General features: G+C 64.5%; 18 protein-coding genes. 3 read left to right on the plus strand and 15 right to left on the minus strand.

Features of this window, described 5'->3' with window-relative positions; genetic code table 11:
- Nucleotides 1-97 precede the first annotated feature (97 nt).
- From purF to ACVOLL_RS14295, 5 genes are all read right to left on the minus strand, one after another.
- On the minus strand, nucleotides 98-1,564 hold the full coding sequence (gene purF, locus ACVOLL_RS14275; RefSeq protein WP_481513493.1) for an amidophosphoribosyltransferase: 1,467 nt from the start codon (nucleotides 1,562-1,564) through the stop codon (nucleotides 98-100).
- 29 nt (nucleotides 1,565-1,593) lie between these two features.
- Complete coding sequence (locus tag ACVOLL_RS14280; protein WP_481513494.1) at nucleotides 1,594-2,328, minus strand: CvpA family protein; 735 nt, start codon at nucleotides 2,326-2,328, stop codon at nucleotides 1,594-1,596.
- Nucleotides 2,329-2,388: 60 nt separating this feature from the next.
- Entirely contained in the window at nucleotides 2,389-3,405 is a 1,017-nt protein-coding gene (locus ACVOLL_RS14285; protein WP_481513495.1) for an SPOR domain-containing protein, read from the minus strand.
- A 66-nt stretch (nucleotides 3,406-3,471) separates the two neighbouring features.
- The gene (gene folC, locus ACVOLL_RS14290) at nucleotides 3,472-4,746 is read right to left on the minus strand and encodes a bifunctional tetrahydrofolate synthase/dihydrofolate synthase (RefSeq protein ID WP_481513496.1); all 1,275 of its coding nucleotides are present in this window, start codon (nucleotides 4,744-4,746) and stop codon (nucleotides 3,472-3,474) included.
- Between the two features lie 387 nt (nucleotides 4,747-5,133).
- On the minus strand, nucleotides 5,134-5,778 hold the full coding sequence (locus ACVOLL_RS14295; RefSeq protein ID WP_481513497.1) for a histidine phosphatase family protein: 645 nt from the start codon (nucleotides 5,776-5,778) through the stop codon (nucleotides 5,134-5,136).
- Between the two features lie 298 nt (nucleotides 5,779-6,076).
- Here ACVOLL_RS14295 and ACVOLL_RS14300 point away from each other — a divergent pair, with 298 nt between their 5' ends.
- The gene (locus tag ACVOLL_RS14300; RefSeq protein WP_481513498.1) at nucleotides 6,077-6,949 is read left to right on the plus strand and encodes a type II toxin-antitoxin system RelE/ParE family toxin; all 873 of its coding nucleotides are present in this window, start codon (nucleotides 6,077-6,079) and stop codon (nucleotides 6,947-6,949) included.
- Between the two features lie 385 nt (nucleotides 6,950-7,334).
- Here the strand turns inward: ACVOLL_RS14300 and ACVOLL_RS14305 are convergent, their stop codons facing one another.
- A complete protein-coding gene (locus ACVOLL_RS14305; protein WP_481513499.1) occupies nucleotides 7,335-9,500 on the minus strand; it encodes a S46 family peptidase in 2,166 nt (721 codons plus the stop codon).
- Nucleotides 9,501-9,635: 135 nt separating this feature from the next.
- Here ACVOLL_RS14305 and tdh point away from each other — a divergent pair, with 135 nt between their 5' ends.
- Nucleotides 9,636-10,670 (plus strand): L-threonine 3-dehydrogenase, encoded by a 1,035-nt coding sequence (gene tdh / locus ACVOLL_RS14310; RefSeq protein ID WP_303749069.1) that lies wholly within the window; start codon nucleotides 9,636-9,638, stop codon nucleotides 10,668-10,670.
- Between the two features lie 250 nt (nucleotides 10,671-10,920).
- Here tdh and ACVOLL_RS14315 read toward each other — a convergent pair whose 3' ends face one another.
- The 6 genes from ACVOLL_RS14315 to ACVOLL_RS14340 form a co-directional block, all read right to left on the minus strand.
- Nucleotides 10,921-11,673 carry a TorF family putative porin gene (locus ACVOLL_RS14315; RefSeq protein ID WP_481513500.1) on the minus strand — a complete coding sequence of 251 codons (753 nt, stop codon included), beginning with the start codon at nucleotides 11,671-11,673 and terminating at the stop codon, nucleotides 10,921-10,923.
- A 120-nt stretch (nucleotides 11,674-11,793) separates the two neighbouring features.
- On the minus strand, nucleotides 11,794-12,837 hold the full coding sequence (locus ACVOLL_RS14320; RefSeq protein ID WP_481513501.1) for a sulfate/molybdate ABC transporter ATP-binding protein: 1,044 nt from the start codon (nucleotides 12,835-12,837) through the stop codon (nucleotides 11,794-11,796).
- Nucleotides 12,838-12,844: 7 nt separating this feature from the next.
- Entirely contained in the window at nucleotides 12,845-13,786 is a 942-nt protein-coding gene (gene cysW / locus ACVOLL_RS14325) for a sulfate ABC transporter permease subunit CysW (RefSeq protein ID WP_481513502.1), read from the minus strand.
- Nucleotides 13,783-14,607 carry a sulfate ABC transporter permease subunit CysT gene (gene cysT, locus ACVOLL_RS14330; protein ID WP_481513503.1) on the minus strand — a complete coding sequence of 275 codons (825 nt, stop codon included), beginning with the start codon at nucleotides 14,605-14,607 and terminating at the stop codon, nucleotides 13,783-13,785. Before cysT ends, cysW begins: the two co-directional genes overlap by 4 nt.
- Before the next feature lie 36 nt (nucleotides 14,608-14,643).
- Nucleotides 14,644-15,666 carry a sulfate ABC transporter substrate-binding protein gene (locus tag ACVOLL_RS14335; protein WP_481513504.1) on the minus strand — a complete coding sequence of 341 codons (1,023 nt, stop codon included), beginning with the start codon at nucleotides 15,664-15,666 and terminating at the stop codon, nucleotides 14,644-14,646.
- Between the two features lie 12 nt (nucleotides 15,667-15,678).
- Complete coding sequence (locus tag ACVOLL_RS14340; RefSeq protein ID WP_481513505.1) at nucleotides 15,679-17,106, minus strand: OprO/OprP family phosphate-selective porin; 1,428 nt, start codon at nucleotides 17,104-17,106, stop codon at nucleotides 15,679-15,681.
- A gap of 161 nt (nucleotides 17,107-17,267) precedes the next feature.
- Here ACVOLL_RS14340 and kbl point away from each other — a divergent pair, with 161 nt between their 5' ends.
- Nucleotides 17,268-18,482 (plus strand): glycine C-acetyltransferase, encoded by a 1,215-nt coding sequence (gene kbl, locus ACVOLL_RS14345; protein WP_481513506.1) that lies wholly within the window; start codon nucleotides 17,268-17,270, stop codon nucleotides 18,480-18,482.
- A gap of 177 nt (nucleotides 18,483-18,659) precedes the next feature.
- Here the strand turns inward: kbl and ACVOLL_RS14350 are convergent, their stop codons facing one another.
- The 3 genes from ACVOLL_RS14350 to ACVOLL_RS14360 all read right to left on the minus strand — a co-directional run bounded on the left by ACVOLL_RS14350 (nucleotide 18,660) and on the right by ACVOLL_RS14360 (nucleotide 20,424).
- Entirely contained in the window at nucleotides 18,660-18,959 is a 300-nt protein-coding gene (locus ACVOLL_RS14350) for a hypothetical protein (RefSeq protein ID WP_481513507.1), read from the minus strand.
- Nucleotides 18,960-19,039: 80 nt separating this feature from the next.
- A complete protein-coding gene (locus ACVOLL_RS14355) occupies nucleotides 19,040-19,900 on the minus strand; it encodes a pseudouridine synthase (RefSeq protein WP_481513508.1) in 861 nt (286 codons plus the stop codon).
- 26 nt (nucleotides 19,901-19,926) lie between these two features.
- A complete protein-coding gene (locus ACVOLL_RS14360) occupies nucleotides 19,927-20,424 on the minus strand; it encodes a hypothetical protein (RefSeq protein WP_481513509.1) in 498 nt (165 codons plus the stop codon).
- Nucleotides 20,425-20,445: the final 21 nt, after the last annotated feature.

The following is a 20,445-nucleotide window of genomic DNA, read 5'->3' on the forward strand; positions in this document are numbered from 1 at the left end:
CCGCTTCGTTCTGCCCTCACCCCAACCCCTCTCCCGCGTGCGGGAGAGGGGCTTTGAGCGCTGCGTGCGGGAGAAGGGTTATGAGCCCTCCCAATGCTTATGCGCGGCGCTGGGTCTTGGCTTCGTCCGAACGCAGTTGCTGGATGCGCTCGAAGTAACCCGGCTCGATGCCGGTGACGTATTCGCCGTTGAAGCAGGACGAGTCGAATTCCTTCAGCTCCGGGTTGCCTTCACGCACTGCGACTTCCAGGTCTTCCAGGTCCTGGTAGACCAGCCAATCACAGCCCAGGTGCTTCTCGATTTCCTCGACGCTGCGGTTGTGCGCGACCAGTTCTTCGGCCGCCGGCATGTCGATGCCGTAGATGTTCGGGAAACGCACCGGCGGCGCGGCGCTGGCCAGGTAGACCTTGCGTGCGCCAGCATCACGCGCCATCTGCACGATCTGCTGGCTGGTGGTGCCGCGCACGATGGAGTCATCCACCAGCAACACCACGCGGTTGCGGAATTCCAGATGGATGGGGTTGAGCTTGCGGCGCACGGATTTCACCCGCTCGCCCTGGCCCGGCATGATGAAGGTACGGCCGACATAGCGGTTCTTGACGAAGCCTTCGCGGTACTTCACGCCGAGCACGTTGGACATTTCCAGCGCGGCATCGCGCGAGGTGTCCGGGATCGGAATGATGGTGTCGATGTCATGGTCCGGACGCAGGCGCAGGATCTTCTCGCCCAGCTTCTGGCCCATGCGCATGCGCGCCTTGTGCACCGACACGTTGTCCATCATCGAGTCGGGACGTGCGAAGTACACGTACTCGAAGATGCACGGGGTCTGCTGGGTGTTGGTCGCGCAGATCTCGGTGAACAGTTCGCCGCGCTCGGTGATGACCACCGCTTCGCCCGGCGCCACGTCGCGCATGCGCTCGAAACCGAGCACGTCCAGCGCCACCGATTCGGACGCCACCGCGTACTCGACGCCTTCGGCATGGTTGCGCTTGCCCAGCACCAGCGGGCGGATGCCGTGCGGGTCACGGAAGGCCACCAGGCCCAGGCCCAGCACCACGCTGACCACCGCATAGCCGCCCTTGCAGCGACGGTGCACGCCGGCCACGGCACGAATCGCCGCTTCCGGGGTCAGCATGCGCTGCGCGTCCAGCTCGTAGGCGAACACGTTCAACAGCACTTCGCTGTCCGAATCGGTATTGATGTTGCGGCGGTCGGCCTCGAACACCTGGCGACGCAGCGCCTCGGTATTGATCAGGTTGCCGTTGTGCGCCAGCGCAATGCCATAAGGCGAGTTGACGTAGAACGGCTGCGCCTCGTCGGTGCCTTCCGAGCCTGCGGTCGGGTAGCGCACATGGGCGATGCCGATGCGACCCTGCAGCAGTTCCATGCGGCGCTCGTCGAATACATCACGGACCAGGCCGTTGGCCTTTTCCACGCGTAGGCGAGTGCCGTCAGCGGTAGCGATACCGGCCGCATCCTGGCCACGGTGTTGGAGGACGGTCAGGCCGTCATAAAGCTGCCCGGCGACGTTCTGGTTGCCGACGATTCCGACGATGCCACACATGTTGCGCGATCTCCGCTGGGCGATGCCCGTTAACGTGAAGGTGGCCGTGCCTGGCCCTGAGGCTCAACCCGTATCGGCTTGAGTTGACCCGGGCGCACCTGCGCCGGATCGATGTTGGAGGGCAACGCCCCCGCCGGGTCAGCTCGGCTTTGCTCTGCGCTGCGCTGGCGGGGATCAAAACGCGTCCCTGCCAACGGCGCCGGTAGCAAGCCACTGCCCGCATCTGCTTCGTTCGGTCCGCCATTATCGCCTGCCAGCACCGACTTACCCAAGTCCATCAGTGCCATTGCCGGCGATTCAGGTGGCTGCGGCAGCTTTTCGCGCAGCCAGTCAGCCATCGGCTGCAGCCACGGCACCACGCTGGACTGACGCCAGCCCGGTTCCTCATCCATCGAGGTGAAGCCCAGCAGCACCACTGCCAGCACCGCGAGCAGCACCCCGCGTACCGCGCCCAAGGCCAGGCCGAGCATCCGATCCGGCCATTTCAGCAGCACCGTGGCATCGACCACGCCGCGCAGCAGGCGCCCGACCAGCGTCGCTGCCAACAGCACGCCGATGAATACCAGCAGATAGCCGCCGACATAGTCGCCAGCGCTGGGCTGGCCCTGATCGGCCAGCAGCAAGGCAGCGCGCGCGCCGTAGTAAAAGGCGGCGGCACCAGCCAACAGCCAATTCACTACACCGAGCACGGTTGCCAGCAGCCCGCGCATCAGCCCGAACAGGGCTGATACGCCGATCAGCGCCAACAACACCAGATCAATCATCGCGTGCCCCGCAAGTGAAGCGCGATGCGGCGTGACTGATCAGAGGGAGGCGAAGCCGCATCAAGGATGCGGGCGGACCATGCCGGCGATGCCGACCTTGGCCGCGACCTGCGCCTTGAGCTGTTCAGCCTGCTCGCGGCTGGCCACCGGTCCGATGCGGACACGGTTGAGCACGCCATTATCCGTGCGCACCTGCTCGACAAAAGCGCTGAAACCGGCGGCACGCGCGCGGTCACGCAGGGCATTGGCATCGGCGGCCTGGCCAAAGGCGCCCAACTGCACGGCGAAACCAACACCGCTGGCAGCCGGCGCGGCCGGGGTGGTGACGGCAGGTTTGGCCGGGGCTGCCGCTACCGGCTTGGCCGGTTCAGGCTTCGGAGCTTCCGGCTTGGGCGCTGCGGGTTTTGGCGCAGCCACGACCGGCTTGGCCGGCTCCGGCGGCAAGGCCTCGGTGCGCACCGGTGCGGTGTTTGCGGGAGCAACAGGCGTGCTGCTGGTAGCCGGTGCAGCGGCAGCGGCCGGTGCGGCGACGGCGTTTTCGGCAGTGGCGTTGAGCACCACCACCTGCGCATTCACGTCGTTGCGGACCTTGCCCGCTTCCAGCCGAACCAGTTCAGCCTGGGCACGATCGGCATAGGGGCCGATGCGCACACGCCAAGCCTGGCGACCATTGATGGTATCGGCCTGGCGGAAGCCCGGCAGATTGGATTTCTTCAGGTGTGCAATCACTGCGTCGGCGTCAGCTTCGCTGCCATAGGCACCAAAATTGACCGCGTAATTGCCGGCGGCAGCTGACGGCGGCAGGCCATTGGCCGGCGGCTCGACGGCGGCGGCGACGCCGGTTTCCGGCTGTGCGGCGGGCATGCCCAAGGCACCACCTGCAGGTGCGCCGGGCGCGACCAACGGCAGTTCACGGGTCTCGAACTGGCCTTCGACCGGTGCCGCAGGCGCGCTGAGCGGCACGTCCTGTACGCCACTGTCTGGCGCAGGTCCTTTGACCAGCATCGGCAGGAAAATCACGGCAAGCGCCACCAGAACGATGGCACCAATCAATCGCTGTTTCAAAGGAGTTTCCACAATTGGCGTATGCGCGGCGCGGCGGAGTGCCCCGATGATTATATGCGGGGCACGCGCAGCAGCGTCTTAGTCAGCTGAACGGAGTAGCGGCAGCGCTTCGGCCACCGTATGGAAGGAGCCGAACACCAGCACCCGGTCGCCTGGCCTGGCCTGGGCCAATGCAGCGTCCAGCGCCGCGCTGACGTTGGCGGACAAACCGGCCTCGGCGGCATGGGTCTGCGCCAGGCGTTCGCGCAGGTGCGCGGCAGTCTGCCCGCGCGCCCCTTCCAGCCCGGCCAGGAACCAGCCATCGACCTGCGGCTGCAGGGCTTCGACCACTCCCACGGCGTCCTTGTCGGCCAGCGCGGCATACACGGCCAGCGTGCGCCCCTGCACCGGTTCGGCCTTCAATGCCGCGGCCAGCGCAGCAGCAGCCTGCGGGTTGTGGCCGACATCCAGCAACACCTCCACATCACCGCGCTGGAAGCGCTGTAGGCGCCCGGCGACATGCGCATCGGCAATGCCCTGCGCCCACGCCGTGCGCGGCACCGGCTTGTCCAGGGCGCGCAGCGCAGCGACCGCGGTGGCTGCATTGTTGCGCTGGATCGGCGCCCATAATGCCGGCTGCGGCAGTTCCAGGCGGAACGAGACATCACGCCAGCGCCACAGTTCGCCATCAATGTCCTCGGCGAAGAAGTCGCTGCCGAAGCGGATCGCATTGGCACCGAGCACGTAGGCGCGACGCAGCACGCTGGAGGGCGGATCGATCTCGCCAAGAATCAGCGGCTTCCAGCCGCGGATGATGCCGGCCTTCTCTTCGCCAATGACTTCGCGATCGTTGCCCAGCCAATCGGCGTGGTCGATATCGACAGTGGTGATCACGGCCACATCGGCGTCGATGATGTTGACTGCGTCCAGCCGTCCACCGAGGCCGACCTCCAGTACCGCCAGATCCAGTCCGGCCTGCTGGAACAGCCACAGCGCGCACAGCGTGCCGTATTCGAAATAGGTCAGCGCGGTGTCGCCGCGGGCGTCTTCGACCGCATTGAAGCCGGCTACCAGACTGGCGTCATCCACATCCTTGCCATCGATGCGCACGCGCTCGTTGTAGCGGAGCAGATGCGGCGAGGTGTAGGCCCCCACCTTCCACTCCGCGGCGCGGGCGATGGACTCGATGAAGGCCACGGTCGAACCCTTGCCATTGGTGCCGCCGACCACGATGCAGTGCTCGGCCGGCCGCCCCAGCTGCATGCGCTGAGCGACTTCGCGCACGCGCTCCAAACCCATTGCAATGGCTTGCGGGTGCTGCTGTTCGATATGGGCGAGCCACTGTTCAAGCGTGGCGGGACGGGCGGAAGACATGCGGAAGACTCTCGGGATCATGGGCCGGCACTGAAAGCCGGCTGCGCGTTGCGCGCGGGAATGATGCCCATGATACAGCCGCCAAGCTTGCCGGCATGTCAGGCCGGGGCTGTGTGTAGTGCCGAGCCATGCTCGGCAGGAGCTTCACCAGCAAGCCATCAGCCCCCAGCCAATTTGTGGGAGCGGCGTAAACCGCGAAGCCACTGCAAGATCAGAAGCGGTAAAACCAACCCCTCCCCAGCCCTCCCCTTCTCTACGCGAATGGGAGGGAGCAACTCCAGCAAAGGGAGGGAGTGTAGTGCCGAGCCATGCTCGGCAAGGGCTTCACCGGTAGAGCCTCAGCCGAGCATGGCTCGGCACTACGAAAAGCGGATTACGAGGTCCCGATTACAGCGCGCGATGCTTGGCTTCACCAAAGAACGGGGTGTGGTGGGCGCAGTCGTTCAGGCGTACCACTTCCAGGTGCTCGACATCCGGGCCTTCCAGCAGGTTCAGCGTGGTCGGTGCCTGGCGGAAGCTCCACAGCTTGGAGATCGGCAGGCCGAGGATCCTGCACAGAATGACGCGGTTGACCGCGTCATGCGCGACCACCAGCATGGTGTCGTCTTCGCCCAGGCCTTCGGCGGCGGCAGTCAGGCCGCGCCAGCTGCGGTCCAGCACCTGGCGCAGCGATTCGCCGCCGGGCATCAGCACGGTATCGGGTTCCTCGCGCCAGGCGCGCAGACGTGCCGGGTCTTTCTCGTCGATCTCGCTGGCGAGCAGGCCTTCCCACTCACCGTGGGCGATTTCCTGCAGATCCGGCTCGGTCAGCAACATGGATTCGCGTGCGCTGCCCAATGCGGCCTTGGCGGTGGCCTGCGCACGGCTCAGCGGCGAGGCCACGGCGCGGGTGATCTGCACATCGGCCAACCGCTCACCCAAGGCTTTTGCCTGGGCCTCACCCACCGGCGAGAGGGGAATGTCGATCTGGCCCTGATAGCGGCCTTCGGCGTTCCACGGCGTTTCGCCGTGACGGGCAAGCAGGATGCGCATGCAGCTGTTTCCATTGTGGTGGGGGTCCCCGCCAGCTGTCGGCGGCGGGAGGGGCATCATAGCCCGGCCGTGCACCGATACCGCCCACGGTTACCTTCGATACGGATCCTGGGCCGACACTGGACCCAACTGTGCCCGCGGTATGCCGCTCCGGCCTGACCAGACCGCAGCAGTAGCGGGCAACTGCACTGACGGCACGGTTGTGTGCCGGGCGCAGGCGTTACCATGCCGGTTCCCTATCGGTGGCACGGCGTGACTTCCGCACGAGGGCAGCACCTTCAAGGCCCCAGAACGCGGCATGACCAGCACCTCAAGTTCTCCCAAGCAGTTCAACTTCAAGCTCTGGCATGAACGTCGCGACCGCTGGGTCGCGGTGCTGGTCACGGCGGTGCTGCATGTGCTGATGCTGCTGCTCCTGCTGTACTCCAATCCACCGGTTGTGTCCTCGCCGCAGGGCTCCTCTGGAGGCGGCCGCACCAAGGTCGATTTCGTCGGCGAAGCACCGCCGTCCACTGAGACGAGCAAGGTGCCGCCAAAGGACAAGCCCAACAAGACCACGCGCTCACAACCCAAACCGACCACGCAGCGGCGCAGCGAGGAACGCAAGCCGGTACCGGAAGCCCGCTATATCGAACCGCCGAGCGAGCCGGAGCAGGAAGAAACCAAGACCCAGGAACTGGCCCAGACGCCGGCCGCGCCAGCAGCGGCGACCAGCGAGTCGGAAACAGTGCCACGTCGTCCGCAGACCTGGACTGGGCGCCCACCCGGCTCGCTGGACAGGACCACCGCGCAGGACGATTACGGTCGCTCCGCGGGTCAGGGCAATGACAGCGGCAGAAGCGTCGACCGCAGTGCCGGAGCACCGGCCATGGAAGTCGGCGGCTACCAGATCGTCTATGACCTGCTCAGCGAGGAAAAACTGCGCGCATGGATGGACGGTGCCAAGGAAGTGGATGGCAAGAAGGAACTGTCGATCCCGCTGCCCGGCACCACCTACCTGATGGTCTGCCCGGCCGAGGTCGCGCTGCGCCGTGGCTCCAGCAAGTGCCGCATGCTGCAGGCTGGCTCGCCCGAGCTGCAGGACATCGGCGATGCGCGCCAGTTCGTGATCGTGATGTATGTCTACCGCTACGGCGAACTGCTGTGGCGCGGGCCCGGCCCGTACCGCTGAGCTGTAGTGCCGAGCCATGCTCGGCAGGGGCTTCATCGGTAGAGGCTTCATCGGTAGAGCCTCAGCCGAGCATGGCTCGGCTCTACAACGGCGAGCCTGCCGCTGCATCAGCCCGCCAGAAGCTTACCCCTCCCCAGCCCTCCGCTTCGCTGCGCGAAAGGGAGGGGGCAGAAACGTAGGGCCGAGCCATGCTCGGCAGGGGCTTCATCGGTAGAGCCTCAGCCGAGCATGGCTCGGCTCTACAACGGCGAGCCTGCAGCTGCATCAGCCCGCCAAAAGCTTACCCCTCCCCAACCCTCCCCTTGCCTACGGCAAAGGGAGGGGGCAAAAGAAAAGCCCGGACGGTTTCCCGTCCGGGCTTTTACTTGAACCAGGTAACCCGAACTTACTTCGAGGCGGCGTCCATTTCCTTCAGCAGCTGCGGCGCCGGCGCCACTTCCTGCATGATCCAGCGCATGTAGCGCTCGTCCACCGAGATCATGCGGGTCATCACCGGGTCGAACACCCAGTTGCTGGCGACCGATTCCCAGATACCGTCAAACGCCAGGCCAACCAGGCGGCCATGCGCGTCCAGCACCGGCGAGCCGGAGTTGCCGCCGGTGATGTCCAGGTCGGACAGGAAGTTCACCGGCACGCTACCGATGCGCTTGTCTTCAAAGCCGCCGTAACGCTTGGCCTTGACCGCGTCGATCAGCGCCTTCGGCGAATCGAAGGGGTCCTTGCCGGTTTCCTTGGCAACGATGCCTTCCAGGTCGGTGAAGGCTTCCTGCACCTTGCCGTCCAGACCGGTATAGCCCTTCACGTTGCCGAAGGTGATACGCAGCGACAGGTTGGCGTCCGGGTAAACGAACTCGCCCTTGGTCTTCTTGTAATCGGCAATGGCCTGCAGGAACAGCGGACGTGCAACCAGTTCCTCGCCCATGCGCAGCTTGCGCTGGTGCTCCAGCTCCAGCAGCGCCGGCATCACTGCCACGGCGTACTGGATGGCCGGATCATTGCTCGCTTCGAACGCCGCCTTGTCAGCACCGAACCACTTCAGGCGCTCGTCCAGGCTGCCCAGCTTGGAGCCGTCCAGACGCGCCACCGTTGCATCAACCGCCTTGGCATCCACGCCGCCGATCCACTTGTCGAACGCCGACAGATGCTGGCCAGCCGGCAGCTGCACGTACTGCTGCAGCCAGTACTGCTGGAACTGACGGTCCATGGCCGGCACGTAGCGGCGGTCCATCTGCTTCAGGCCGCCTTCGATGGCCGGCAGGTCGCGTTCCTGGTAACCCTCTTCGCGCTGTGCGTCCGGCTTGGCCTTTTCAATGGCCAGGCGGTACAGGCGCACGGCGGTGCCCAAGGTGCTGGTGCGGTTGAGCATGGCCAGGTTGAGGTCACGCGCCTGGTTCATGCGCGACTGCTGGCCCAGCGTCTGCAACTGTGCGAACGCATCCAGCGCCGGCTTGCCGGCAGCGCCCTGGCCGCGCAGCCATTCCAGCACCGCGGTTTCCGCAGCCTGCTTCTGGCCGAGCACGTTGTTGCGCTTGAAGCCATCCAGCTGGCCGTCGTAGTTCTTGCTGGTGTTGTTCCAGCTGGCCATGCTGGCAGCGTACTTCACCGCAATGTCCGGGTTGTTCTTGCTGGCCGCTTCGACCATCGCGATCTGGTCCTTGTAGGCCTTGGCGATCGACGGGTAGGTCCAGGTGGCGGTGTTCTCGAACTCGCTGACCAGCGCATAGCGGTCGGTGCGGCCCGGGTAACCGGCCACCATCACGAAATCACCCTCGCCCAGCGGTTGGTTGGCCAGCTTCAGCCAATGCTTGGGCTGGTACGGCACGTTGTCGGCGGCGAATGCGGCCGGCTTGCCGTCCTTGCCGACGTAGGCGCGGTAGAACGAGAAATCGCCGGTGTGGCGCGGCCACATCCAGTTGTCGACGTCACCGCCGAACTTGCCGACGCTGCCCGGGGGCGCATAGGCCAGGCGCACGTCCTTGATTTCCATGTTCTTGAACAGGCGGTAGGTGTTGCCGCCGGAGAAGCTGTACAGGGTGCAGCTGTAGGCGTCGTCGGTTTCGCAGGCGGCGATGGCCTGCTTCTCGAAGGCTTCCAGTGCCTGGGTGCGCTTGAGCGGGTCATTGCCGGCGCCAGCGATGGCAGCCTTGGCCTGTGCGGTGACGTCGGTGATGTCGTCCAGCACGTAGATGCGGGCGTTCGGGCCAGCGCTCAGTTCGTCCTTCAGGGTCGGCGCGTTGAAGCCGTCCTTGATCAGGTTCTTCTCGGCGGTGGAGTTCAGCTGGATCGAGCCGTAGGCGCAGTGGTGATTGGTCACCACCAGGCCCTGCGGCGAAACGAAGCTGGCGGTGCAGCCGCCCAGCGCAACCACCGCGCCCATCGGGTCGCCGGTCAGGTTGGCCAGCTGCTGCGGGTCCAGCTTCAGACCCGCCTGCTTCAGCGGGCCGGCAATTTCAGGCAGCTGCTGCGGCACCCACATGCCTTCGGCGGCGTGCGCGGTCTGCGCCAGGCCAAGGCCAGCAACGATGGAAAACGCAAGGAAATTCACGCGCATTACGCACATCCGAAAGTTTGGAAGGCCCGATTGTAGCCGTTGTAACCGTCCACCTCCCCTGCCATCGGTCAGTACGGGGCGGTTACGGCTGAAAGCTTATAATCGTCCTCTTTCCTCACACTGCGGTCCCCTGCAATGGCACAGACGATGAAGGCGCTGGTGAAGCGCGAAGCGACCAAGGGCATCTGGATGGAAGAGGTGCCGGTGCCTACGCCGGGCCCGAACCAGGTGCTGATCAAGCTGGAAAAAACCGCCATCTGTGGCACCGACCTGCACATCTACCTGTGGGACGAGTGGAGCCAGCGCACGATCAAGCCGGGCCTGACCATCGGCCACGAGTTCGTCGGCCGCATCGCCGAGATCGGCCCGGGCGTGACGGGCTATGAAATCGGCCAGCGCGTCTCGGCCGAAGGCCACATCGTCTGCGGCCATTGCCGCAACTGCCGCGGCGGCCGCCAGCACCTGTGCCCGAACACCGTTGGCATCGGCGTCAACGTCAACGGTGCTTTCGCCGAATACATGGTGATGCCGGCCACCAACCTGTGGCCGATCCCGGACCAGATTCCGTCCGAGCTGGCTGCGTTCTTCGACCCCTACGGCAACGCCGCACATTGCGCGCTGGAGTTCGACGTGATCGGCGAGGACGTGCTGATCACCGGCGCAGGCCCGATCGGCATCATTGCCGCCGGCATCTGCAAGCACATCGGTGCACGCAACGTGGTGGTCACCGACGTCAATGATTTCCGCCTGAAGCTGGCCGCCGACATGGGCGCCACGCGCGTGGTCAACGTCGCCAACCAGTCGCTGAAGGACGTGATGGCCGAGCTGCACATGGAAGGCTTCGACGTGGGCCTGGAAATGAGCGGCAACCCGCGCGCCTTCAACGACATGCTCGATTGCATGTACCACGGCGGCAAGATCGCCATGCTCGGCATCATGCCCAAGGGCGCCGGTTGCGACTGGGACAAGATCATCTTCAAGGGCCTGACCGTGCAGGGCATCTACGGCCGCAAGATGTACGAGACCTGGTACAAGATGACCCAGCTGGTGCTGGGCGGTTTCCCGCTGGGCAAGGTGATGACCCACCAGTTGCCGGTAGACCGTTTCCAGGAAGGTTTCGACCTGATGGAACAGGGCAAGGCCGGCAAGGTCGTGCTGAGCTGGAATTGATTTCCAATCGGTGAAAAACGAAAGGCGCCGCAAGGCGCCTTTCGTGTATCTGCAGCCGGCAAAATTGGAATCTTGTGGGATTGGATCTTGTGGGAGCGCAGTAAGCCGCGAAGCTCGGCGCAATGAAACCACACGCATGCTGGCCATCTGACGGGCCATCAGCTTCGCGGTTTACGCTGCTCCCACAAAAAAACGGACAGGAAAAAGGCGCCGAAAGGCGCCTTCTTCTCTTGCATCGATCACGCTTGGATCAGGGCACGTCCACCGACACGGTGAACACGACGCCCGGCTTGTAGGTGTCCGATTCGCGACGCAGGTCAGCAGCATCCGAACCAAAGGTGTCGTAGTAGCCCAGGGTTGCGGTTGCCGGGCCGAAGGCCTTGGACACCGAGACCGAGCCATCGTAGTAATCCGCGCGACGCGGCCACTCGTTGGCCTTTTCCTTGATCGTGGTGTAACCGGCTGAAGCACCGATCGAGAAGCCGCTGTCACCGATGTCGTAGCTGGCCTCCAGCGCGCTGTAGGTCTGCTTGGCACCGGTGTTGCTGTAATCGTTGGCATAGCCGAGCAGGCCGCTGACGGTCACCGGGCCACTCCAGGTCACCTTGGCCAGGTACTCGTTGTAGTCGATGTCGCCGTAACCGCTGGAAGCGCCTTCATAGGTGTAACGGTTCACACCCAGGTCCAGATTCCAGCTGTCACTCAGGTCCTTGCTCCAGCCGATGTTGTAGTCGACTTCGAAGTTCGGGCCGCCGTCACCGAAATCGACATTCGAGCCCCACACGCCCACGTAAAGACCGAACGGCGCGGTGTAGTTGGCGCCGGCCTGAAACGCCGGACCGTTGTCGGTCTGCGACACACCGCGGAACACGTAGTCGGTGGTCACGCCGAAGCTGGCGCTGAACGGAGAGGTGGACTCCTCACTCTCCTGGGCACTGACGGCAAACGGAACGGACAACAGGGCGGCGCAGGCCACGGCGACAAGACGCTTGTTGTGCATCATGCAGATCTCTCCAGGAAGTGGGGGCACCGGGATAGGACAAATCCCGATTCACAAATATTTAACCGCAATTATATTGCGATGCAACATCTATTTCACCCCAACTGCCCCGCCCCGCCCTATTCAGCCTGTCGCTGCTGGAAAGACCCCGTAACGACGGGCCCCGAGCCGGATTGACTGCCCCGCCGCATAAGACGGCGCATCGGCTGGCAACTCGACTTCCAACTCGGTAGTTGCGCCAGCCAGGCGCGCGCGCAGACGCTGCCGCGGGCCACTGCGCTGCACCAGCCCGACCGTGGCCTGCCAGTGGCCATCGGCCGCGACCACCAGATCCTCGGGCCGCACGAACACCTCCAACGCCTCGCCTTCCGGCACTGCGCTGGTGCGAGGCCACTGTGCCCCAGCCACTTCCAGCGTCTGCCCCTGCGCACGTGCTGGCAGCCGATTGGCCTCACCGACAAAACCGTAGACGAATGGCGACGCCGGCTGGTCATAGACCTCGCCCGGTGTACCCACCTGTTCGATGCGACCGCGATTGAGGATGGCGACGCGATCGGCCAGCTCCAGTGCTTCCTCCTGATCGTGGGTGACGAATACCGTGGTCAGCCCGGTGCGGTCGTGCAGCTCGCGCAGCCAGCGGCGCAGGTCGCGGCGCACCTGCGCGTCCAACGCACCGAAGGGTTCATCCAGCAACAGCACGCGCGGCTCGATCGCCAGCGCGCGGGCCAGCGCCACCCGCTGGCGTTGGCCACCGGACAGCTGCGCCGGGTAGCGTCCGCCCAGCCCATCAAGCTGCACCAGCGCCAGCAGTTCATCGACCTTGGCGTCGATGCGCGCCTTCGGCCAACGCTCGGCACCGCGCCGCACTTCCAGCCCGAAGGCGATATTGCGGCGCACGTCCAGATGCTTGAACAAGGCGTAATGCTGGAACACGAAACCAGCGCGACGCGCCTGCACGCTCAATCCGGTGGCGTCCTCGCCATCGAACAGGATCTCGCCACGCTCGGGATGCTCCAGTCCGGCCAGGGCGCGCAGCAAGGTGGTCTTGCCGGAGCCCGATGGCCCGAGCAGCGCCAGCAGCTCGCCACTGCGGATATCCAGACTGACGCCGTCCAGCGCGGGGAACGTGCCGTACTGCTTGCCCAGGTTGTGTATGCGGATGTTCATTGCGACCTCAATGACGGTGGGCGGCGGCCAGCGACTGACCGTGGCGCCACTCCAGGAAAGATTTCACCACCAGCGTCAGCAAGGCGGTGGCGGCCAGCAGCGAGGCGCAGGCAAAGGCGGCGCTGTAGGCGTATTCGTTGTAGAGAATTTCAACGTGCAGCGGCAGCGTATTGGTGCGGCCGCGAATATGCCCGGACACCACCGACACCGCGCCAAACTCACCCATCGCCCGCGCGCTGCACAACAGCACGCCGTACAACAAGCCCCAACGGATGTTCGGCAAGGTCACCTTCCAGAACATCTGCCAGGCGTTGGCACCCAGCGTCAGCGCTGCCAGTTCTTCGTCGCTGCCCTGCTGCTCCATCAGTGGCATCAGCTCGCGGGCAATGAAGGGAAAGGTGACGAACACCGTGGCCAGCACGATGCCGGGTATCGCGAACACGATGCGCGGCAGCTGCAGCAAGGTTTCGCCCAGCACCGGCAGGTGCAGGCGCAGCCCGTCCTCGATCATCGGCCAGAACCAACCATCGCGGCCGAACAACAGGATGAAGACCAGACCGGCCACCACTGGCGATACCGAGAATGGCAGATCGATCAGCGTCACCAACCAGCGTTTGCCCGGGAAACTGTGCTTGCTCACCACCCAGGCCGCGGCGACGCCGAAGACCAGATTCAAGGGCACGACGATCGCCGTCACCAGGAGCGTCAGGCGTATCGCCGACAAGGCATCCGGATCACTGATCGCGTTCCAGAACGCCAGCACGCCACCACGCAGTGCCTCGACGAATACCAGCACCAGCGGCAACAACAGGAACGACAGCAAAAACCCCAGCGCGCCCAGGATCAGCAACACCTGCACCCAGCGTGGCTCGCTGGTCACCTGCTGCGGCTTGGCCACACGCGCACTACGTTCGATAGCCACCGGCAACTCCGACACCAACTCGTTCATCGCGCACCCCTGCGCTGCAGGCGTGCCTGCAAGGTATTGACCAGCAGCAGCAGCGCGAACGACAGCAACAACATCGCCCCGGCAATCGCGGTGGCACCGGCGTAATCAAATTCTTCCAAACGGATGGTGATCAGCAGCGGCGCGATCTCGGTGACGCTGGGCATGTTGCCGGCGATGAAGATCACCGAGCCGTACTCACCCACGCCACGCGCGAAGGCCAACGCAGAACCGGTCAGCATCGCCGGCCACAGGCTGGGCAGCACTACCCGCACGATGGTCTGGAAACGTGTGGCGCCGAGCGTTGCCGAGGCCTCCTCGAACTCGCGCTCGGCTTCGGCCAGTACCGGCTGCACGATCCGCACCACGAATGGCAGGCCGACAAACACCAGCGCCACCACGATGCCGAGCGGGGTGTACGCCACCTTGATGCCCAACGGCTCCAGCCATTGCCCTATCCAGCCCTGCCCGCCATACAGCGCGGTCAAGGCGATGCCGGCCACGGCGGTGGGCAAGGCAAACGGCAGATCGATCATTGCATCGAACAGGCGCCGGCCGGGGAAGTTGTAGCGCACGAATACCCACGCCACCCACGTGCCCATCAGCGTATTGAACGCGGCCGCCGCGAACGCGGTGCCGAAGCTCAAGCGCAGCGCGGCCAACACGCGCGGCTCGGTCCATATCTGCCAGATGCCGCCCAGGCCCAGCCCTGCCGCTTTCAGGAACACGCCCAGCAGCGGAATCAGGACGATCAGCCCCAGCCAGAACAAGGTGATGCCCATACCAAGACCAAAGCCGGGGAGTACCCGGCGTTGGCTTCGCACACGTGTTTGCAGTGTTTGTGCAGTTGCTGACACGGTCTACTTGCTCGCCTGGATCTGATCGAAGACGCCGCCATCGGCGAAGTGCTCGGCCTGCGCCCTGCCCCACGAACCAAAGGCACTGCGGATGGTGACCAGCTGCACCTGCGGGAAGCGCGCAACATCAGCCGGTGCGGCGTACTGCGGCGAGCGCGGACGGTAGTAATGACGTGCGGCGATGCGCTGGCCTTCCGGTGAGTACAGGTATTGCAGATAGGCCTGAGCCACGTCGCGGGTGCCATGGCGGTCGACATTGCGATCCAGCAGCGCTACCGACGGTTCGGCGAGGATCGACAGCTTGGGCACCACGATCTCGAACTTGTCCGGGCCCAGCTCTTCCTGCGCGAGGAAGGCTTCGTTTTCCCAGGCCAACAGCACATCACCAATACCGCGCTGGACAAAGGTAGTCGTGGCGCCGCGTGCACCGGTATCAAGCACCGGCACATTGCGGAACAGCGCGCGCATGTAGTTCAGGATCTTGTCGCGGTCACCCTTGAAGATGTGATCGCCGTAGGCCCAGGCTGCCAGATAATTCCAACGTGCGCCGCCGGAGGTCTTGGGATTCGGCGTCACCACCGATACGCCGCTGCGCAGCAGATCCGGCCAGTCGCGGATGCCCTTGGGGTTGCCCTTGCGCACCAGGAACACGATCGTCGAGGTGTGGGGCGCGCTGTTTTCCGGCAGACGGGTTTCCCAGTTGGCCGGCAGCAGCTTGGCCTTGTCGGCGATCGCGTCCACGTCATAGGCCAGGGCCAGGGTCACCACGTCGGCTTCGATGCCATCGATCACCGTGCGCGCCTGCTTGCCGGAGCCGCCGTGCGAGGTCTCGATGGTGACGTTGTCGCCCTTGGTTTCCTTCCAGTGCTTGGCGAAGGCGGCATTGAAATCGCGGTACAGCTCGCGCGTCGGGTCATAGGAAACATTGAGCAGTTGCACATCACGCGCGAACGCGGCGCCGGCACTCAAGGTCAGGGCGAACGCCAGTGCTGCAGTCGCAAGGCGTGAAACATAGGAATGTGTCATCAGGGCTCTCCGTCAGAAGGAAACTTGCAGGCGCGAGAAAACAGCTTTTTCATCAGGCAACTTCGCGCCAGCGGAAGCCGCATCAAAACTGCTGTGCAGATAGTTGGTCGCCAGCTTGAGGTTGGCGGTCAGGTACCAGTTGGCACCCACCGTCCACGAGCGGACCTGCGAGGCCGACAGCGTCGGATCGGCATAGAACGGGAAGGCCGCATCATCGATCTGCAGTTCGCCGTAGCGCGCGGTCAGTTCCACCGCGCCATGTCCACCGCTTGCGCCAAACGGGCGCGAAGGCGTGACACCGCGATAGCTCGCATCCTCACCGGTCAGCACATAGCTGGCAGTAGCCTGCCAGGCACGGTTATCCAAGCGCTTGCGGATGCCGTTACGCGCAACCTCCTGTTCCGAGGCGATGTACTCGGCCTGCAGGCCCAGCCCATTGCGGTAGAACCAACCCTGCGGCGACCAGCGGCGGTGTTCGCCATCGGCAACCACGGCACTGCGGTAAGCAAAGAAGGTGGCCTGGCCAGGCGTGCGGTAACGCGGCAGGAAGTTGTTGCCGCTGCCATGCTTTTCGCCCGTGCTTGCGCCCAGGCCGAAGCCCAACCCAGCCCAGGCACTGTCACTGCCCTTGAGCGGCTCGAAGAACACACGCCCTGCATATTCAAAGTCGTCATCCGGATTGCTGGTGACCGCATCGCGGCCATCGACGGTGCCGTTGAACACGCCCAGCGCATAGCTGAACTTGCCCTTGGCCACTTCGCCCTGCAGCTGCACGCCGAGGTCACGGTTCGGCGCCAGCTCGCTGGCCAGCGCGCGCTCTACATCGACCAGTGCCGAAGATGATTGCAGCCGTTCCAGACCGACCGGCGAAGTGAACTTGCCAACGCGTACGGTGTACGCAGGGTCGAAGCGCAGATCGGCATAGGCATCGACGATGCTGGCGCTGTCACCTGCAAACTCCGGAGTGAAGCGGTACGCCACCAGCTTGCCCAGCGAACCTTCCAACGTGGGCCGCGCGGTACGCAGCAGGAAGGTGTCGTTCTGGTTGGCATCGCCGCCCAGGAACACGCGGGCATCACCTTGCAGCAGACCGCGCAGCTTCAACTCATAGTTGCCATCGCCGGATTTGAACGAGGCGCCCTTCTGGTCGATGGCGATCTTCGGTGCACTCTTGGCGGTAGCAACCCGCTCTTCTTCCGCCAGCTCAAGGCGGCGCTCGAGGATGCGCAGGCGCTGGTCCAGATCAGCCAGACCTACACCTTCGGTCGCACCATCACTGACCCCGGCCAGTCGTTCCAATCGCTGCAAGCGCTCCTGCAACTGCTCCACGGTGAGTTGCTGCGCCTGCGCCGATGACCCCGCCCCACACGCCGCCAGGGCCAGGCTGAGGGACAACAGCTTCCTGGTCGGCAGGGTGAATGGGGGGCGTGTGAAGGTCATCGGCGTCTCCTGGTGGGTGGGTGTGCAGACGATGCTGCGGGTGCACACCCGTTACCGAGAAATGACTTAGGCCGCGCCGCTTATAGCCTTTGCGCATGACGACAACGCCGGGACACGGGGAAGGCTAAAATTGGCGTTCCACTTGACCGCAAGACCCCGCCATGACCGAAACCGCGAACATCTCCCCGCTGACCCGGCACTACGCCGAGGAACTGGACGCCATCCGCGCGCAGGGGCTGTTCAAGTCCGAACGCATCATCACCAGCCCGCAGTCAGCCGAGATCACCCTCGACGACGGCCGCACGGTGCTGAATTTCTGTGCCAACAACTACCTGGGCCTGGCCGACCACCCGGAGCTGATCCAGGCCGCCAAGGATGCGCTGGACACGCATGGCTTCGGCATGGCCTCGGTGCGCTTCATCTGCGGCACCCAGGACCTACACAAGCAGCTGGAGAAGCAGATCGCCGAGTTCTTCGGCAAGGACGACACCATCCTTTACGCCGCCTGCTTCGATGCCAATGGCGGCCTGTTCGAGCCGCTGCTGGGCGAGAACGACGCGATCATCTCCGACGCGCTGAACCACGCCTCCATCATCGATGGCGTGCGCCTGTGCAAGGCCAAGCGCTTCCGCTACGCCAACTGCGACATGGCCGATCTGGAAGCACAGCTGCAGGCCGCCGATGCCGCTGGCTGCAAGACCAAGCTGATCACCACCGACGGCGTGTTCTCGATGGACGGCTTCATCGCCCCGCTCGATGAAATCACCGCGCTGGCGAAGAAGTACGGCGCGCTGGTGCACATCGACGAATGCCACGCCACCGGCTTCCTCGGTGCGACCGGTCGCGGCTCGGCCGAAGTGAAGGGCGCGCTCGACAAGATCGACATCATCACCGGCACCCTGGGCAAGGCCATGGGCGGCGCACTGGGCGGCTTCACCTGCGCCAGCGCCGAGGTCGTCGAACTGCTGCGCCAGCGTTCGCGTCCCTACCTGTTCTCGAACTCGCTGCCGCCGCATGTGGTTGCTGCCGGCATCAAGGCGTTCGAGATGTTGGCTGCCGCCGATGACCTGCGTGCAACGCTACGCGAGAACACCGCCTACTTCCGCGAAAAGATGACCGCCGCCGGTTTCGACGTAAAGCCGGGCGTGCACCCGATCAGCCCGGTGATGCTGTACGACGCACCTCTGGCGCAGAAGTTCGCCCAGCGTCTGCTGGAAGAAGGCATCTATGCGATCGGCTTCTTCTTCCCGGTGGTGCCCAAGGGTCAGGCCCGCATCCGCACCCAGATCAGTGCCGCGCACAGCCGCGCACACCTGGACCGCGCGATCGATGCCTTCACCCGGATTGGCCTGGAGTTGGGTGTGATCAAGGGCTGAGTGCTGGCCTTGGATTGAAATGAAAACAGGCGCCGAGAGGCGCCTGTTTTTTTTGCCCTGTAGTGCCGAGCCATGCTCGGCAAGGGGCTCTATCGGTAAAGCCTCTGCCGAGCATGGCTCGGCGCTACGTTTGGGTTTGCTTGTAACGCCTCTGCCGAGCATGGCTCGGCACTACAGTCAGTTCTTCTTTTTGGCCGGCGCTGCAGGCGCCGGCACCGCCGCGCCCTTGGCCACGCGGATGCCATTGGCCTTCATCCAGGCATCGAACTGATCGGCGCTCATCTTCTGCTCGCCCTGCTGCATCATGAAACGGTAATTGCCAAGCGCGTCCTTCTCGGCCAGCGGTGCTTCCACCCGCACTTCGATCGGCTTGTCGTCGTTCTTCGCGGCCTTCTTGCCCGAGGAAGCACAACCGGCCAACACCGCTACCGAAGCCGCCACGAGAACGATGCCAGAGACGCGGGAAAGAGCTTGCATGGCAATAACCTCAAGTAATTAGAGTCACAGTCTAATCCACCATCTTAGCTAGCACAGCTATTTACCTGAATTTATTGAAATTAGTCACTCACACTGACATGTGCTGTTTTGCAGGCAGCGTGCAGCGCATTCAGCTCCGCTTGGCTCAACTCCCGCCATTGGCCCTTGCCCAGCTCGCCCAACTGCACCGGCCCTATCGCCACCCGCATCAAGCGCAGCACTTCCAGCCCCAAGGCCTTGAGCAGGCGCCGGATGTGGCGATTGCGGCCTTCGTCCAGCACCACCTCCAACCACGCGGTGCGTTCGCCATGCCGCAGCAGCTGTACCGAATGCGCCGCCAGGCGTTCGTCGTCGTCGTCGATACCCGCCTGCATGCGCTCGAGCACGGCCGCATCGGGCACAGCATCTACCTGTACCCGGTAGGTTTTCAATGGGCCGGTACTGGGCTCGGTGAGACGCGCCGCCCACTCCGGATCATTGCTGAAGAACAACAGGCCTTCACTGGCCTTGTCCAAGCGCCCTACCGGCGCCATCCACGGCAACCCGGCCCCCTCAAAACACTGGTAGACGGTGTCGCGCCCCTGCTCGTCCTGCACCGTGGTGACCAGACCACGCGGCTTGTTCAAGGCCAGGTAGAGGCGCCGCGGTGCTGCCAGTGGCAGGCCGTCCAGCAGCACCCGCTGACGACCGGCAATCACCGGAAACTCCGGGTCACGCACCACCTTGCCATCCACACTGACGCGGCCATCCAGCACCCGCCGTGCAGCTTCGGTGCGCGAGCACACGCCAGCCTTGGACAGCACCCGTGCCAGACCATGCCGAACCCCGCTAGGGGCGGCCTTACCAGCACGGGCTGCATTGCTGGGCGCGCGCGAAAGCAAACGCCCGCCGGGCGTTGCGCGGCGGGCGTGCGGAGAATACGGAGGCTTGGACGACGACATCGGGGCTGCGAGCGGCTGTTGCCGCCTTACTTGACCTCGGCAGCAGGCTGCGCAGCAGCCGGTGCTGCAGCCGGATCGGTCGCAACCGGACGCGCCTTGACCACGCGCACACCGCGCGCCTTCATCCAGGCATCGAATTCTTCGGCGGTCATGCGCTTGCCGTTCTGGCTCATGTCAAAACGCCACGGCGTGTTGTCGAACTCGGTCTGCGGCTTGTACGCGGCCGGATCATTGGCATTGATTGCCGGACGCGCCGGAATGGCGTTGGCGACGTTGTTGCAGCTCTCGACCCGCAGGCGCATCAGCACGCGATCCAGCGACTGCTCATCACCACCGGCCGAGCTCAATACGCCCGACGGCATGCCCAGCTGGCCCGGGCGCACATACAGCTCCGAAGCGACTGGTGCGATCAACGAGGTCGCCAGCGGTGCAGGCGTCACTGAACTGGCCGAACAATCCACGGCTGCATGGGCGGCAGGCACAAATGCCAGGGCGACAAGACCAGCCAGAGCGATACGCAGCATTGAATTTCCATTCGGCAAGTT

This window comes from Stenotrophomonas sp. STEN035 (genome assembly GCF_056759935.1).